This window comes from Candidatus Nitrospira allomarina (assembly GCF_032050975.1).
Lineage (GTDB): Bacteria > Nitrospirota > Nitrospiria > Nitrospirales > UBA8639 > Nitrospira_E > Nitrospira_E allomarina.
In genome coordinates, this window is the sequence record NZ_CP116967.1 from 2,894,957 (window position 1) to 2,909,158 (window position 14,202).

Sequence of the window (14,202 nt, forward strand, 5' to 3'; positions counted from 1 at the left end):
GGATTTCCTCAAATGCCCTCGAACAAGCCTTCACTCCTCGGGGATACACGGCAAGGACAGGTCCGGCTGTGTTGGAGGAACCTTGGGGAGGCGCTCTTTTTTTGTTTAACAATGACGCTCCTGGCAAAATGGTCGACCAATTTGCCGGCGTGGGGGGACGTCATTGCCTCAGAAAACGGGCCGGTTGAGATGATGAGTGCGGGCATATGGTTTGTTGCCATGGTGTGGTGCCTGACTGCGGGCCTCAGTCATTCCCACCATCGCATTGAGTGGTTGGGACTCACGGCTCTCTGCCTTCTCTTTGGGCTGCGGGAGTTAGATGCGCATGTCTGGGCGACCGGATGGAACTTTGATAAGTTGGCAAATTATTGGAACTCGAGCTTTCCGCTTTGGGAACGACTGTTGGTAATTGGGGGTATGATTATTCCCGTCATGGCTATTGGAATAGTTCTCTGTTTTCGAATCTGGTCACGACTGGCGGCAGCCTGGAAAAGTCGTGCTCCCTGGATTGGCCAATTGACCCTGGGAGGCTTGCTGCTGAGTTTCTGTGTGGTGGTGGATAAAGTGCATGGGTATTATCTTCCCATTCTTGGGTTGGAAGATGCACAGCTATTCTTCATGGGGCTGGAAGAATTTGGAGAATATGTGCTGGGAATCTATACCGTGTCGGTCTTATGGCCTTACTGGCAAGCCACCCTTCCGTTCCATCAGACGGATTCATGAAAAGAAGCCCCTTCGGAGTGTAACCCGAACCGTTCCCCTGTAGAATTATTCTTTCAGGATCATCTCGAAGTCACGATTCACGTGAAGCGTCTTTTACTTATTAAACTTCGGTATATCGGGGATGTCGTGTTATCCACCCCTCTTCTTCCCGTTCTGCACAAGCGATTTCCCGGTGCATCACTCACCTTTCTGGTAAATCCTGGAACGGAGAGTGTGTTATTCGGGAATCCCTATCTGGAGACAATCATGGTGTTACCTCGTGAAGGATGGGGCCAACAATTTGAGTGTTACCAATCGCTGCGTCAGGCCCGATTCGATGGGGTCGTGGATTTAACGGACGGGGATCGCTCCGCCTTTCTGACCTATTGGACGGGTGCCGGTGTCAGGCTGGGCTTTAATCGGGAGAATCGGTGGCGTGGAAAGCTGTATACGCATGTGTTGCCATCAGCCTATGGTTCCATGCACATGGTGGATTATCATGCCCAGGCCTTGTCAGCCTTAGGGATCAGTGATCCCGTGGGCAATCCGGAATGGTATCTGCGACCTGAAGACCATGAGCAAGGGGATCACCTGTTGGCCTCGCTCAAGATCGGGCAGGCCCCATTGGTGCTTCTTCATCCTCCAGCGCGATATGCCAAAAAAGCCTGGCCTCTTGAGCGATTTGCCGCCCTGGCCGATTGGCTGGCCGATCAGGGAGCGGTCGTGGCCTTAATCGGACACCAGTCAGAGATGCTGATAGGACAACAGATTGTCAATCTGAGCAGGTCCAAACCGCGTAATGTGATGGGGCAGACCGGTTTGCGTCAACTGGCGGCAATAATGAAGCGAAGCGCCTTATTTATCGGGAACGATGGGGGCCCGATGCATATGGCGGCAGCCGTCGGTTGTCCTGTTCTGGGGTTATTCGGTCCCTCTGATCCTCATGTGTGGGGTCCGAGGGGAGGAAATGTTTCCGTGATTTATAAAGGCCTGGACTGCGAAAAATGCTTTCATGACGCGTGTTCCCGGGGGGAAGAAGGGTGTATGCGGCAAATATCAGTTGAGGAAGTCTGCCGGATTGCAGGCCTGTACCTGGAATGAGTGTTCGTGATCACCCAGGAACTCAATACATTTGTGACGGGAGGTGGTGAATTCAATTATGTTGCCTTTTCATCGGTATATGAGTGACAGAGCCTAACCTGAAGACAATGAGGGAGTGTTCAAAAAGGACTGTCCGGCAACGCCGCTGGCAGTGTTGTTCAATATGGGAGTCTTGAATAATAATAATTTCCAAGGGCATATTGACCCCCAGGCACGTTGCCTATTAGAGGCTCGGGGCGGTTCAAAAAAGTTCGTCCAGCAAGGCCGCAGTCATTTTTGCGCGCAGAGCGTACTGCCAGTACGTGAGCACGGAAACATGGCGAGAACGCCGCTGGCGGCTTTTTTCAACAGCCCCAATATGCCCTTACGGGAAGGCGGGTAGGGGTGCATAGACGAGGGGATGGCCAACCAATTCCTCCAGCCATTGTTCCGTGGCCTGATGAGGAAGAGGTCGTTGGTTGAGGCGAATCTCCAGACGAAAGTCACCATTCGTGCCCACCAGACCCACTATGGCCGCGACGTCTTCCCCTTCAGGAAGGAGATAGTCGGTCTGAAATTCTGCCAGGCTGCCATACACCCGCCCTTGCGGCTCTAAGAGCTGAAGCAACTCAGGCATATCGGACAGCGTGCAGTGAATAGAACAGCGATACATGAACCGGGGATTGGGAGTGATTCCAGTAAAATCCAAGAGGGCGGATTCGGGAAACCCTGTGAGATACACACGCAAATTCGCAGGTTTTCCCTGGTAGGTCGCAGCCAATTGACTGGCCGACACCAAAAACTCAAAGGGATCCGGCGAGTTGAGTTCGAATTGGCAGGGTCCGAACGCATCCGGCCATGAGCAAAAGAGCGGAGTATCGGTTCGGTCTGTCTGCAGCAGCACTCGTGCGCCTTTTTGCGTCACCTCAATCGGAAGATCCAGGACCTGAATGGCGGTCCGAAAGGCATTTTCCCGGTCGGTGAGCCAAAACCGGTCCCGCCGTTTGGCAAGGGTTTCCCCTGGTGTCATGACTTCGGTGGTATGAACCCTGACCCGAATGAATCCATGGGTATGTCGGAATCCGAGCCACAGCCAGGCCTCCGGCAGGAGTGTCGTCAGCGGCTGGGTCATGCGCCAGGGATGCGCGATCGAACAGTACGTGTTTACCGATTGATGCGTTTGAAAGATGGAGTGATAGTGGCCTGCCAATAGAAAAAAGTCGCCCTGCCAGTTGTCGAGGAGATGTAATAGGGTGACATCCTCAGTGGGCCATGGCGCGAGAGTCTGGATGCGCTGTGGATGGTCCACTTCCCATTCTTCGATATAGCCGATCATTTCCTTGTCCGCGTGGATTGAGGTCACGCCTAACTGCCTCAATTTGCCCGCCACCGATAAAATGTCCTCGAAGGAGAGCGTCGCTTGGGTTTCCCAACGATGTTCACGCATAGGTTATATTTAGCAAAGCGAAATGCGGGGCAGGTGGATCATTTGGTTCCAACGATATCGGGTAGCGGTGGCCGGAGGAAGGGGGGTGAAGGTTAAGGACCGAAGGCAAATCAGAAAAATTGGACGAAAAATATGGCGGAGAGGGCGGGATTTGAACCCGCGGTAGGCTTTTGACCTACGACGGTTTAGCAAACCGTTGCCTTCGGCCACTCGGCCACCTCTCCGCGCAAGTGTATGTCAATTGATTGTGACTACTTATAGAGTAACAGCATGGGTAACTTCAAGAGCAGATTGCGGCCGGATTGCGGATGAATCGCATGTTGGAAAATCCAATCCCCAAATTATGCGCCAATGATCCCCCTCACATACATATCCCTATCCATCAGAATGGTGATCCTACCATGCCCCAACGGTTCTTGGATATATTCTTAACAAGCTTTTTGTGGGATATTATGAGGTGCAAAGAAATGCCCACAGGCCAAGGTTATCCCAAAAAAAAATCTGCGGGCTATGGAATGTGTTGGGCACCTATTGATTCCAATGGGACTGCCGGTGTTGGAATTTCCTTTGGTCCTTCTTTTGGAGCCGGTATCTCGGGAGGGATGGAGGGATGCATGCTACACCAAGATCTTAGGCTGTTCCAACACTCCATCCAAATGTGGAAAATGTAGAGAACATAACGGAACGGCCCTTACCGTTGGATAACAAAATAAAGACTTATAGTTATACCCTCGTGATTGTGGGATGGGGATTATTTTCCCTCGGAGTGTTTCTTTCTTTTTATTTCCCAAACGAGAATTCCACAAAAATTTATTGGCCTTATTGGATAACTTACGGAGGATGGGCACTAGCTATCCTGGGGATCATTTTGCATACCTATCGATTTTTTAAGTGGCTAAAGGGGAAAAGAAAATCAGATTCTTTCCTACGCAAATGATTTCAATAAAGTATTCGATCTTGAATTTTCGGAAAAACTGAATGGATTTTATCCTGACATATCGCATATTCCTGTTGCGATTCCCGGGCTCTACCCATTCCCTCCCCCATTATTCCATAGGATTGAAAGGTAATTTATGCCACCACTTAAGAAGGTGAATATATCTTTTAAAAAAATTACAAGATATTTAAACGCTCTGCCAGACTTTACCAAAGAATAGAAATTCTGTCGCAAGTGAAAAATGGTGAATATTTGGATCCAGACGATTGGAAGGAAAGTGAAAAGTTTTTGCCTTTTGTATCCAGGAAGTATTGGAATGCTTTTCAAAGCCTATGTTTTGATGGGGCCACTCTTATCGTTAAACTTAGTGGATTACATTATGATCCATTTTTGGCAAAAGAATTGTTGTTTTCTAAGACTGGTCGTTCCAACATAATAGTACATTATCATCATTGGGAGCTTAAGGATCACAGTGAAGAAGATTCTTTTTGCCTCCTAGAGTGTAACAATACACTTTTTAAAACCCTTTTCCATCGATTCTGGTTTTCCCCTGGCTGCGAAATAAGATTTCAAGGCATAGTTTTGAAATCCACGAGGTCCGCCGATTTTTTTCGTTGGTTCTTGCGGCATGAAAGCCCAAATAAAAATAAGGCATTGCTGGATAGGGCAGAGTTGGTTTTTGATAACCTTCACAATGGATTTCACTTTAAAGTTGAATCTGCCAAAAAAGGCATTGATTTAAGAAAACTTTTTAAAGAATTAGTTGCATGAATTAACTTATGAGCGGATCGGGTTAGAAAAAGGAGATGCGTAGTCAAATAAAGTTTTGGAGAAGCAGTCAGGAACCTTGAATTTAGATTCTTGAGCGGGGTCTCGGCCCGGCGACCGAGGTTTTGACTGCTGCGTCTCGAAGAGCGCGACCTTTGTTGTGGAGGCAAAAGGACCCAAAACCACTGGCCCCCGGCGTGATCTGCAAGATGCCTGCGCTGCTCGCCGAATCCAGCGGGGGGCAAACTCGCCTGGCTCAAACAGTGCCCGCCTTGTTTCTGATTTCGTCTCCGCGTCTCGGCCACGCCGAAATGGCAGACCCACTTGTTTTCTTGGTCCAGCATGCGGGCGGAGCGACCGAGATTCTGGTGAATCAGCAAGAGCCCAGTGCGGGATAGTTAGAGTTAGGGGATTTGCCATGAATCCGTGGCAAAATTCTCGGGTAGCCATGGCAGGGGAGGGGAAAGGTTTGCCATTCAGTCGGTACCAACTTTAGGAATAGCCCAAAGCATTCAGTAGGTTCATGTAGATCATTGAGTCAGCCATCAGGAAATTGACAAATGCGATCTGCCTGTTTAGCCTTTCGGTGGTGCTACCAGGAGCTAATCTGCACGGGGAACCGGGATGAGAGGAGAACATACATGCGAATCCAAGACATTCCAGAAATTGACCGATTAAGCACGCCAGAAAAAATTCTGCTCGTCGAGGAGCTCTGGGATCATATAGCGTCCGATCCATCCGCCGTTCCAATTCCCCAAAGTCATGCCAACGAACTCGAGAGACGACTTCACCGTCAAGAGACCCAACCCGGCCCCCTGCTCTCTTTGGAAGAATTACAAAGCAGAATCGATCGTCGTAAATGACCTATACGCTTCGGTTCCTGCCGGAAGTGGAGGACGATGCCGTTGCCGCATACATTTGGTATGAGCAGAAGGCGCCAGGTTTGGGTGCGGAGTTTTTGCGTACCTTTTATGGGGATGCCGGGAAATTATCAGAAAATCCATTATTGTATCCGATCCTACATCTCAAATTTCGCCGTCGGTTGCTTCGGCGATTTCCGTATGCCATTTACTTCGGTACAGAAGAACGCGAAATTGTGGTATTCGGTTTTTTTTCATTGCGCCCGCGATCCTCGGGGCATCCAATCCATTCTCCAGCACCGGCGGTAGTCGAAAGGGTGTAGCTCTTCATTTCCATCCTGCGTGTCTTCCGCCTCTCGGCCACAATAGATCTATCAGTGGGACGATTCCAAGACCCCCTGGACGGAGAAGGGGTGCCAATGAATCAAACGCAAAACGGCGGGCAGTGGAATCTCCTCGGCACCTTTACCTTGAATCCCGCGTCAAACCCCATGGTCGAGCTGTCTGATCAGGCCAACGGCCGGTTGGTGGCCGATGTGGGGCGGGTAGTCCGAATTCTCATCCAGGCTTCTCGTAGTTGAATCGAAAGCACCTATCTCACCGACGTATTCTCTCCTTTTTGTTTTCCGGCAACTGAAGGTGGTGAAGCTTAGGAACTTATGGTTTTTGCGAGAGTGGAGCTGACTAGCTTCACACAGGGGGCTTTTATGTGGAAGCTAATTTCGCCAGTTCGGTATCGACGAATGCGAGGATTTTTTCGGCATCCTCGACCAGGCCGTCTGTGATGTTGAGACCGAGAGCGAGATCTTCTTCATCCAAGGTATCGGCCAATCCGTTATTTTGTAATAAGCTGACATCCCAAAATAGTATCCCCGCAGTGGCCTGTTTTCCGTCGATGGTGGCGGCCACGTTAATATTATCGCCATGCTCAGTCGGGGTACTGATAAAGGTCGGTTCGGCACCTACTTGCTTCGCTCGTCGAATAAGGTCCATGAAGGTTTTTAATCGTTGTAGACTGGCAGGGTCTGTCCCCATCAATATATATCCCCTCTCGTATGAAGGTTCAACTGGTCCACCTCCAATTTTAGATTTACCAATTCGACGGAAGGCCCGCAAGGAATCAATCGAAGGTGTAGTTCCAAGGCGTAGATCCTATGAGCCGATTCGAAATTACGCGGTTCCGTGTTGGCCCGAGGTCGAAGGATCTTGCTCGTTTCGTTTCCGGGCTCGGGTGGCAATGTTTTCCATGAGCCCAGTCAGTTTTTGATATTGCGGGTGATCGGGAGAGAGCGGTTTGCCATCTTCATCGCACATCAGTTCCTGCATCCCTTCGAGCATTGCGGCCATTTCAGGGAAAAGTTCGTCATCCGATTTTTTTCGTCCCATGGTGTCCTTCCTTTGCTATCGTTTCGAAACAAATTGATAAGTTCATCGTTTACTTTAAGATTTGCTGTCCTGGTTGAGAATGCTTTCGATCACCGTTTTGAGGTTTTCGGCGGTTAAGTTCGCCACGCGAATGTTTCCATCCAAGAGCACGGTTGGCGTATGGGTGACCTTGATTCGTTCCCCCCACGTCCGGCCTTTCGCGAGTGTTTTGAAAGGCTTCCCACTGGCGAGTCCTGTTTCAAATTCCGTCGGATCGAGCCCGATCTCTTTCAGAAGGAGGGAACGCATGGTCTTATCGAAGACCTGAATATCTTTTTCGTGAATGGACTGAAAGAGGAGTTGTTTCATTTCCGGCCCTTTGCCCATGGTGACGGCCTGATTGTACATTTCAAAGGCGGTCGGAAGTTTGCCGGGTATGACGGGAAATCCCACCATTCTAATCTCTAACTTGTCGCCAAATTCCTTTTTCAGTTTCGTTCCGACAACCCGTTCGAACATGTGGCAATGTGAGCAGTAAAAGTCAGCGAATTCAAACAGAATGACCTTGCCGGCTTCATGTTGAGAAGGCTCCCCCTCCATCAGTTCGTATTCGCCCTGTATCTTGCTCAAGGCCACATTGGCCCATCCGAGCAGGCTGATCAGGAGTATTCCTCCAATAATGCGGGATTTTTGCGTCTGTCCTGATTTCATGCTTGATCCTTTCTTGATTTCGATCCTATTTTTGGACTTTTTCTCTCGAATCCTCGGAGCCTGTTAGGGTAACATGCTCCGTTCTTGGAGGCACGCTCACGTTAGCCCATCATATCAGACTGAACCTAGGGTCCTTCAAGGTTTCCGGAAAAGGAGCTGATGAAGAAAGGCGCCAGCGGCGTTTTTGTCATTTCCGTCCTCACATATTGAAAGGTCGCTCTGTGCGCAAAACAACGGTTGTGACCTTCGGGACACGGCAGGCAATTTGCGGCCTCCCCTTCGACACGACTCAGGGCTGGACTGGACAAAATTTTTTCAACCGCCCAGAGACCTCTGATATGCAATGTGCCTGTTGGTCAATATCTCCTTGGAAATAAGGAGTATTCATCACTCCTGGAAAGTGAAATCGCCTCGGGGAGGTCCGGGATGTTGAGGGATTATTCCGGGTAGGAGAATTTTTTGGGATGATGGAGAGAATGGTGGAGGCGGTATCGGCATTGTTCAATTGAGGAGGACAATAAAGTGAATGTGGTGAATGTCAAAGACTATGGCCAGTTTTCGAAGGAAAAGATGAAGAAGCAGAATGTGTTTCAATCACCGAGATTTTTTTGTGATGTGTATGGTTTTGAGCCCGGGCAGGAGCAAAAAGGCCATGTGCATGCCGACCAGGACAAAGTCTATTTGGTCTTAGAAGGGGAAGGCACGTTTCGGGTCGGAAGTGAAAGCCGGGTTCTGGGGGAAGGGCAGGGGACGATGGCTCCCGCTGGTGAGGAGCATGGGGTGGTGAACCATACGACGAACCGGCTTCGCGTACTGGTGTTTATGGCTCCCAATCCCGGCTAGAGACTGAAATCTTGGGTTTGGTAGTGCTGTGGGGAATTGATGGTGTTGATCGGAGCTTCCGGGTATCTTTTTATCACGTCCAGCATAATCTTTCGGGTATTTGATCAGGCTTTCCGCTATGAGGGATTTGGCCAATGCCCATTTACGTGAGCCGGATGCCTTCACCCGCTATCGCAATGAGTACGGCATCAAGGCGTGGTCGTGACATTTGAAGAGCCAGGACCTTAGCAGGCACCTATCATTCAGTTGGTTCAAGTCTGTGTATTGATCGATGTTCAGTGTCCGATGTAGGGTATGATGGCTTCACCGTTCTTAACATACCCATCACAGATTCAATTGATGCTGGAGGCAAACGATCATGAATTGGAGTAATGCCACAACTCAGGTGACGGTTATCATCTGTTCTGTTTTTTTGATGGGAGCGATGATGATGGGGTGTTCTTCCGCACCCGACCCTCAATTCGACCCGTCAAAAAAGGACATTCAGCAGGATTCCGATCGGTTCTTCAAAAAAATGGGCCAGGAAGAAGGCCAACAAGCTCCAGCCCGTTAAGAGTTAGCTTGGGGAAGTCTGGGGTTCGTGATGATTGTGACTATCTGTTGCTCTTGAACCTGCGCAAATGGTGCAAGAATGCCATTTAAGGCCTGAAGCGGCGATGAAGGAGTGAGCAGGAAGTCTATTCGGTTGAGCCCGCCTGCCGTATCAGTTGGGTTTTGGAGGGAATTTGATCAAGAATCGTCGATCGGACCTGGTATAACCCTGGCAGGCTTGATCCCTTTGCGAAGACCAGGCCTCGTTCTCTCTTTCCCAACATTAATTGTCCGATTTCCTGTCCCTTGCGGTTCATGCCAGAAATCGTGGCGTTGGGTGAGGCCATCCCATGATCTGTTGAGGCGGAAGAGGAATCAGGGTGGAATATTTCTGCTGGAACGTCCACGATCCGGCTGACAAACAGTTTCACAACTTCCTGGTTTACCTCTGCTGAGGGATTGTCCTCCAGGATCCACTCATCATGTTGGTTAATGAGAATATAATGATCCCGGGGGGTGTGGACTGTCAGCATCGCGATATCGGCGATTTCCATACCAAAAAGACGTTTGTCCTGAAAATGAAACATGCCTTGCGTGATGGGTTTTAGAATGCCCGGTGGGATCTCATAGAGCGGGCCGGAGGCCGACGTAATGGCATAGGCCTTTTCTGGATCAGCAAATTGATAGAGTTCCAGCTGGTGCGTACGTGCGCCTTCTACGATCTGTATCTCAGCCTGAATGCGCGCCGGTTGGCCCAGAATCCGTTTCTTTTCTTCCTCGGTGTCAATGAAGCCGGTGGCGGCCAGGCCTCCTAAATCCATGAGGAGTGTGCCCACGGCGGTTTTGTCTGCCGGTCCCTTCACCGGACTTTGGAACATCCAATTCGGCGTCAAACTATGGGCTCCTGCCACTCGTGTCATGATCATGGTAGTTGGTCCGAGCTGAATGTGAAGTTCCAGGACTCGATCCCGTTCGAAAAACAAAAGGTCTTTAAGCCGAAAGCTTGTGAGGGATTTTTGGGCGAAAGTCATCACATCTAGTGTTGTCAGCACGACCTGATTGTCAGGTTTCGTTTGGACGTACAAGGACGGAGCAAAGGGTCCGGCATCCCCTAAAGCCATTTCCTGCGTCTCGGTCGGAGTGGTCAGGGTGAGGGTTAGATAAGGGGGCTCTAATCCGTATTCCGACAAATTGCTTGGACCATCCTCGATATGCCGCTTGATTTTTCCAATCGTCAAGGCTCGCAGAATCCGCCGAATTTCACGCGAGTCCGCGGGGGATCGCATGGGTTCGGTCATCATCCATCGCCATTGATCATCACGTTCGAGGTGGATGGTCTCCGTGGGGGTGGCCCAGGTGATCTGCGTGATAGCCCGGTCATCGAACGGCAGGATCTGTCGTTCCTGGGTCTCCTGTTTTTCCAGTTGGCGGGATTGTGGAATATCAACGAGGAGGATATAGCCTCCCAAGCCTAGAACGACCAGAGCCAGGATGAGCGTTACGCGAACGGGATTTATCATGTTACAAACTTCGCCGCCTTTTCCAAACAGATAGACCGATAAATAAGGTGAGGAGTGGAATGAACAGGACCTGAAAAAATACGAGCGCTTGTTCCTGTGAAGGATTCGGTATGAATGGATGAAAGGCCGGATCTTTTGGTGTCAGAGAAACTAAGGCGTCCTCCTGCGCAAGCCAGGCAATGGCTTTCAAGAAAAAATCCGTGTTCCCCGGATACGTCAGATACCCATTGGTCGCAAAGGCGGCATTCCCCACGATGAGGACGGCAGAATGTGCGGTTGGGGACTGGTCGACCGGTTTGCGGATTAAGAGGCCCGCGACGGTAAAGGGGCCTTTGAGATCTTCCCCCGCCGTGAATTCCGGTTGAGGACTGTTTAGGTCCGTTTCTTCCCAACTTTCCGGAGATGTTTGGGCTAAGGCGACATACTCCCAGGTCTTTCCTTGTGCCGGGTCGAAGGTCACCGAGCGGGACACGGGAAACAGGATAGGAGTGGTGAAGTCTTCGGTGATGTCATGTGTGGTGAAGGTTCGAACGAGCAAGGCGGTGGGACTGCCACGTCCCAAGCGGTCTTGTTCATCAGCCAGGATGCCGGTTCCCAATTGAATGCCCCACGCCGTAAAGAGGGGATCCAGGGAAGTGCCGCTGCCTGGATCATCCATCACCAGTACCCGTCCTCCTTTTTCCAAAAATTGACTTATCCATTGTTGATCATCAGAGGATACGGCTTCTGTGGAGGAGGCCACGATGAGGACTGCCGCGTCGTGTGAAGCTGTGTCCTGCCAATTCACTGTCTCCACCTCATAACCTTGCTTGGTCAGGGCATCGCCGGCCCGGGATAATCCTGACGATTCGGTATCAGAGAGACTTTTTTCGCCATGGCCCGTGACAAAGGCAATGCGCTTTTTCTTGTCCTGTGTGACGCGGAGTAACGCATTGGTCATGTCGGCTTCAGAAGACCGTTGGAGATAGACCTTTTGGGGACCACTTTCCACGACGACGGTGTCGATTCGAGTCACTTGATATTCTTTTGCCTTGTCTGGTTGGCGTTCGGGATCGATAAATGTCAGTGTGATGAGAGGACTCTCCTTCGCATAAGTCGTCAAGAGGTCCTGGTATCCGCCATAACCTGGACTCCCTTCATGAGTGAAAGCCGTCATTTTCACTTCTCTTGGAAGAGTTCGAAGGACTTGATAGGTCTGTCGGCTTAAGGTGAAATTTTGCGTCTCGGAGAAGTCCCATTGCGGCGCATGCTTGGCTGCGAGGAAATTGAGTAAGGCCACAACGACGCCGGCAAGCAGCACCGAAAACAGGCTGTGTGCGCCGAGTCGGGTAGACCGGGTTCGAGCCAACGCGGTGAGGCTCCGAAAATGGTAGGCAAAATAGCCCAGGAGGCAGACTGTTCCCACGCCGAGGAGGATTGAGGAGAGGCTCCCTGCAGCAGGATAGACCAAGGGAAGTCCCAATCCTATCAGGGCTATTATCGTTCCGGCTATTCCAAGAATTGAAGACACACGCGTTACTTCCATCGGTAGGCGTCGACGGCTTGGTGAGCGGCAAACCACATAAAAGCTATGCCGGAGACGTAATAAAGAATATCTTTGAGGTTGAAAAGCCCACGAATCAATCGTTCATAATGTTCGCTAAAAGAAAGATAGGACAGAATATGTCCGATTGTGGTGTCCCCAACAATGCCCCCTAACGCCCCAAGCATCCAGAGACCTAAGATGCAGCCAAAGCTTAAAAACGCCGCAATAATTTGATTTTCGGTCAATGCCGAGGCAAACAGACCAATGGATATCAGAAGGGCTCCCTGGAGAAACAGCGCAACATACCCAAGATAAATCGGTCGCCAATCAAAGGTTGCATAAGCGGAAAGCGTGATCGGGATGAGGCTTGTCAGTGATAACAGTCCGCTATAGACGATTATCACGCTCATGAATTTTCCAGACACAATTTCATTGACGCCAATGGGAGACGTGAGAAGAAGTTCGAAGGTTCGAAGTTTGCGTTCTTCGGCGAAGAGACGCATGGTGAGTAATGGGAGAATAATCATGAGGATGAGGTTGATGCTTCGAAAGAGGGGTCTGAACAGCATATCATTGAGATTAAGTTGTGCGTAGGTGTTTTGTACTTGCATCAGGCGGATAGCCTGGTTACTCGCATTGGCGGCCGCGGAATAGGCCAACAGCCCCACGATAGCCAAAAAGATGGCCGCAATGACATAGACCACGGGAGACACAAACGCACTTCGTAATTCTTTGGCAACAATCGTGTGAACGGGGGTCATAATGAGAGTAATCCGGGTAAAGGCGGTTAGTGTGGCCCACCAGGGGTGGTACTGTTGGGTCCGCCGGGAGTGTTGGTTTGTGTGAGCACCTTAAACGCATCCTCAAGAGTGAGTGGTTGGGTTTTTAATTCCAGAAGGCCCACATTTCTGGAGACGACTAATTGGGTCAATTCCTCCCGGATATCCCGCCCCATCTGCGTGTCCAGAAGATAGGTGTGAGCCGTTGCTCCTTGAGAGACCCGGATGACTCCAGGAATTTGGTGTAGCGCCTCCAACAGGTCCGGATCCGATTGCTTCACCGTTAGACTGAGCGTTTCCGATTCACGGAGTTTGGCCCCTAACTGTTCCGGGGTGTCTACCGCAACAATTCGGCCACGGTGAATGATAATGACGCGCTGGCAAATAGCGGTTGCCTCGGCCAATAGATGTGTACTGAGAATGATGGTGTGGGAGCCCGCCAGGCTTTTAATGAGTTCCCGGATCTCAATAATTTGATTCGGGTCTAGACCGGTCGTTGGTTCGTCCAAAATCAAAACGGGAGGATTGTGCAAAAGGGCTTGTGCCAACCCAACGCGTTGTCGATATCCACGGGATAGATGTCCGATGACTCGGCCCCGAACATCGGCCAGGCCCGTTTGGGTAATGATGGTCTCCATTCTTTCGGCCAGTTGGTCCTCGGAAAGTCGTTTAATTCTCCCCACAAAGGTCAAATATTCAGTGACGGTCAGTTCCAGATACAGAGGGGGAGTTTCGGGGAGATACCCGATATGTTTTTTGACCTCCCAGGGTGTTTCCAGGCAATCAAACCCTGCAATGCGGACGGTCCCCAAAGTTGGGGGCATGAACCCCGTCAGAATACGCATAGTGGTGGTTTTTCCTGCGCCATTTGGCCCGAGGAACGCCACGATTTCCCCCTTGTTAATGGAGAAAGAGACGTCATCCAACGCGGTTGCGTTCCCGTAGCGTTTGGTCACATGTTGAACGTCAATCATACGGATGCCCAGCGAGTTGTGTCGTGAAATGGTGAGAAAAGTGACTTTAAATGCAATAGCTCGACAGGAGTCCGATCATACCTATGTGAAAAAAAATCCGTCAAGTTTAAACATGGGCGCAGTGCCGATTGAGATTGACTCTTTTAATGAAAGTTGTATG

The 14,202-nt window shown here is 50.4% G+C and carries 17 protein-coding genes and 1 tRNA gene; 9 read left to right on the top strand and 9 right to left on the bottom strand.

Going from position 1 to position 14,202, the window contains the following annotated elements:
- The first annotated feature begins 12 nt into the window (after nucleotides 1–12).
- Both PP769_RS12875 and waaF read left to right on the top strand, forming a co-directional pair.
- Nucleotides 13–723 (top strand): hypothetical protein, encoded by a 711-nt coding sequence (locus tag PP769_RS12875; protein ID WP_312640729.1) that lies wholly within the window; start codon nucleotides 13–15, stop codon nucleotides 721–723.
- An 81-nt stretch (nucleotides 724–804) separates the two neighbouring features.
- Complete coding sequence (gene waaF, locus PP769_RS12880; RefSeq protein WP_312640731.1) at nucleotides 805–1,803, top strand: lipopolysaccharide heptosyltransferase II; 999 nt, start codon at nucleotides 805–807, stop codon at nucleotides 1,801–1,803.
- 364 nt (nucleotides 1,804–2,167) lie between these two features.
- Here waaF and PP769_RS12885 read toward each other — a convergent pair whose 3' ends face one another.
- Nucleotides 2,168–3,229, bottom strand: coding sequence for a hypothetical protein (locus PP769_RS12885; protein WP_312640733.1), 1,062 nt, complete (start codon nucleotides 3,227–3,229; stop codon nucleotides 2,168–2,170).
- A 133-nt stretch (nucleotides 3,230–3,362) separates the two neighbouring features.
- Nucleotides 3,363–3,453 (bottom strand) — tRNA-Ser (locus PP769_RS12890).
- A gap of 947 nt (nucleotides 3,454–4,400) precedes the next feature.
- Between PP769_RS12890 and PP769_RS12895 the strand changes: the two genes are divergently transcribed.
- The 5 genes from PP769_RS12895 to PP769_RS12915 all read left to right on the top strand — a co-directional run bounded on the left by PP769_RS12895 (nucleotide 4,401) and on the right by PP769_RS12915 (nucleotide 6,375).
- Nucleotides 4,401–4,937 (top strand): hypothetical protein, encoded by a 537-nt coding sequence (locus PP769_RS12895; RefSeq protein WP_312640735.1) that lies wholly within the window; start codon nucleotides 4,401–4,403, stop codon nucleotides 4,935–4,937.
- A 206-nt stretch (nucleotides 4,938–5,143) separates the two neighbouring features.
- On the top strand, nucleotides 5,144–5,332 hold the full coding sequence (locus PP769_RS12900; protein ID WP_312640737.1) for a hypothetical protein: 189 nt from the start codon (nucleotides 5,144–5,146) through the stop codon (nucleotides 5,330–5,332).
- Nucleotides 5,333–5,575: 243 nt separating this feature from the next.
- Entirely contained in the window at nucleotides 5,576–5,797 is a 222-nt protein-coding gene (locus PP769_RS12905; protein ID WP_312640739.1) for an addiction module protein, read from the top strand.
- Nucleotides 5,794–6,117, top strand: coding sequence for a hypothetical protein (locus PP769_RS12910; RefSeq protein WP_312640741.1), 324 nt, complete (start codon nucleotides 5,794–5,796; stop codon nucleotides 6,115–6,117). The genes PP769_RS12905 and PP769_RS12910 overlap by 4 nt, the downstream gene beginning before the upstream one ends.
- A 96-nt stretch (nucleotides 6,118–6,213) precedes the next feature.
- Nucleotides 6,214–6,375 (top strand): golvesin C-terminal-like domain-containing protein, encoded by a 162-nt coding sequence (locus PP769_RS12915; protein ID WP_312640743.1) that lies wholly within the window; start codon nucleotides 6,214–6,216, stop codon nucleotides 6,373–6,375.
- 124 nt (nucleotides 6,376–6,499) lie between these two features.
- On the opposite strand, the gene PP769_RS12920 is transcribed toward PP769_RS12915, so the two are convergent.
- From PP769_RS12920 to PP769_RS12930, 3 genes are all read right to left on the bottom strand, one after another.
- Nucleotides 6,500–6,829, bottom strand: a complete 330-nt coding sequence (locus tag PP769_RS12920; RefSeq protein ID WP_312640745.1) for a hypothetical protein — start codon at nucleotides 6,827–6,829, stop codon at nucleotides 6,500–6,502.
- Between the two features lie 135 nt (nucleotides 6,830–6,964).
- Nucleotides 6,965–7,180, bottom strand: coding sequence for a hypothetical protein (locus tag PP769_RS12925; protein WP_312640747.1), 216 nt, complete (start codon nucleotides 7,178–7,180; stop codon nucleotides 6,965–6,967).
- Between the two features lie 54 nt (nucleotides 7,181–7,234).
- Nucleotides 7,235–7,870, bottom strand: coding sequence for a DsbA family protein (locus PP769_RS12930; RefSeq protein ID WP_312640749.1), 636 nt, complete (start codon nucleotides 7,868–7,870; stop codon nucleotides 7,235–7,237).
- Between the two features lie 522 nt (nucleotides 7,871–8,392).
- Between PP769_RS12930 and PP769_RS12935 the strand changes: the two genes are divergently transcribed.
- The gene (locus PP769_RS12935) at nucleotides 8,393–8,713 is read left to right on the top strand and encodes a cupin domain-containing protein (RefSeq protein WP_312640751.1); all 321 of its coding nucleotides are present in this window, start codon (nucleotides 8,393–8,395) and stop codon (nucleotides 8,711–8,713) included.
- Between the two features lie 358 nt (nucleotides 8,714–9,071).
- Entirely contained in the window at nucleotides 9,072–9,266 is a 195-nt protein-coding gene (locus tag PP769_RS12940; protein WP_312640753.1) for a hypothetical protein, read from the top strand.
- A 124-nt stretch (nucleotides 9,267–9,390) separates the two neighbouring features.
- On the opposite strand, the gene PP769_RS12945 is transcribed toward PP769_RS12940, so the two are convergent.
- From PP769_RS12945 to PP769_RS12960, 4 genes are read right to left on the bottom strand one after another with little or no spacing between them, the layout of a single operon-like run.
- Nucleotides 9,391–10,764, bottom strand: coding sequence for a DUF4340 domain-containing protein (locus PP769_RS12945; RefSeq protein WP_312640755.1), 1,374 nt, complete (start codon nucleotides 10,762–10,764; stop codon nucleotides 9,391–9,393).
- Nucleotide 10,765: 1 nt separating this feature from the next.
- Complete coding sequence (locus PP769_RS12950) at nucleotides 10,766–12,274, bottom strand: GldG family protein (protein ID WP_312640757.1); 1,509 nt, start codon at nucleotides 12,272–12,274, stop codon at nucleotides 10,766–10,768.
- A gap of 5 nt (nucleotides 12,275–12,279) precedes the next feature.
- Nucleotides 12,280–13,050, bottom strand: coding sequence for an ABC transporter permease (locus tag PP769_RS12955; protein ID WP_312640759.1), 771 nt, complete (start codon nucleotides 13,048–13,050; stop codon nucleotides 12,280–12,282).
- A gap of 26 nt (nucleotides 13,051–13,076) precedes the next feature.
- Complete coding sequence (locus tag PP769_RS12960) at nucleotides 13,077–14,042, bottom strand: ABC transporter ATP-binding protein (protein WP_312640761.1); 966 nt, start codon at nucleotides 14,040–14,042, stop codon at nucleotides 13,077–13,079.
- Between the last annotated feature and the right edge of the window lie 160 nt (nucleotides 14,043–14,202).

Bases quoted from the DNA above. Each gene is read 5' to 3' on its own strand.
- PP769_RS12875 (WP_312640729.1), top strand. From the start codon at position 13: ATGCCCTCGAACAAGCCTTCACTCCTCGGGGATACACGGCAAGGACAG.
- PP769_RS12885 (WP_312640733.1), bottom strand. From the start codon at position 3,229: ATGCGTGAACATCGTTGGGAAACCCAAGCGACGCTCTCCTTCGAGGAC.
- PP769_RS12900 (WP_312640737.1), top strand. From the start codon at position 5,144: ATGCCTGCGCTGCTCGCCGAATCCAGCGGGGGGCAAACTCGCCTGGCT.
- PP769_RS12905 (WP_312640739.1), top strand. From the start codon at position 5,576: ATGCGAATCCAAGACATTCCAGAAATTGACCGATTAAGCACGCCAGAA.
- PP769_RS12910 (WP_312640741.1), top strand. From the start codon at position 5,794: ATGACCTATACGCTTCGGTTCCTGCCGGAAGTGGAGGACGATGCCGTT.
- PP769_RS12915 (WP_312640743.1), top strand. From the start codon at position 6,214: ATGAATCAAACGCAAAACGGCGGGCAGTGGAATCTCCTCGGCACCTTT.
- PP769_RS12920 (WP_312640745.1), bottom strand. From the start codon at position 6,829: ATGGGGACAGACCCTGCCAGTCTACAACGATTAAAAACCTTCATGGAC.
- PP769_RS12925 (WP_312640747.1), bottom strand. From the start codon at position 7,180: ATGGGACGAAAAAAATCGGATGACGAACTTTTCCCTGAAATGGCCGCA.
- PP769_RS12930 (WP_312640749.1), bottom strand. From the start codon at position 7,870: ATGAAATCAGGACAGACGCAAAAATCCCGCATTATTGGAGGAATACTC.
- PP769_RS12940 (WP_312640753.1), top strand. From the start codon at position 9,072: ATGAATTGGAGTAATGCCACAACTCAGGTGACGGTTATCATCTGTTCT.
- PP769_RS12945 (WP_312640755.1), bottom strand. From the start codon at position 10,764: ATGATAAATCCCGTTCGCGTAACGCTCATCCTGGCTCTGGTCGTTCTA.
- PP769_RS12955 (WP_312640759.1), bottom strand. From the start codon at position 13,050: ATGACCCCCGTTCACACGATTGTTGCCAAAGAATTACGAAGTGCGTTT.
- PP769_RS12960 (WP_312640761.1), bottom strand. From the start codon at position 14,042: ATGATTGACGTTCAACATGTGACCAAACGCTACGGGAACGCAACCGCG.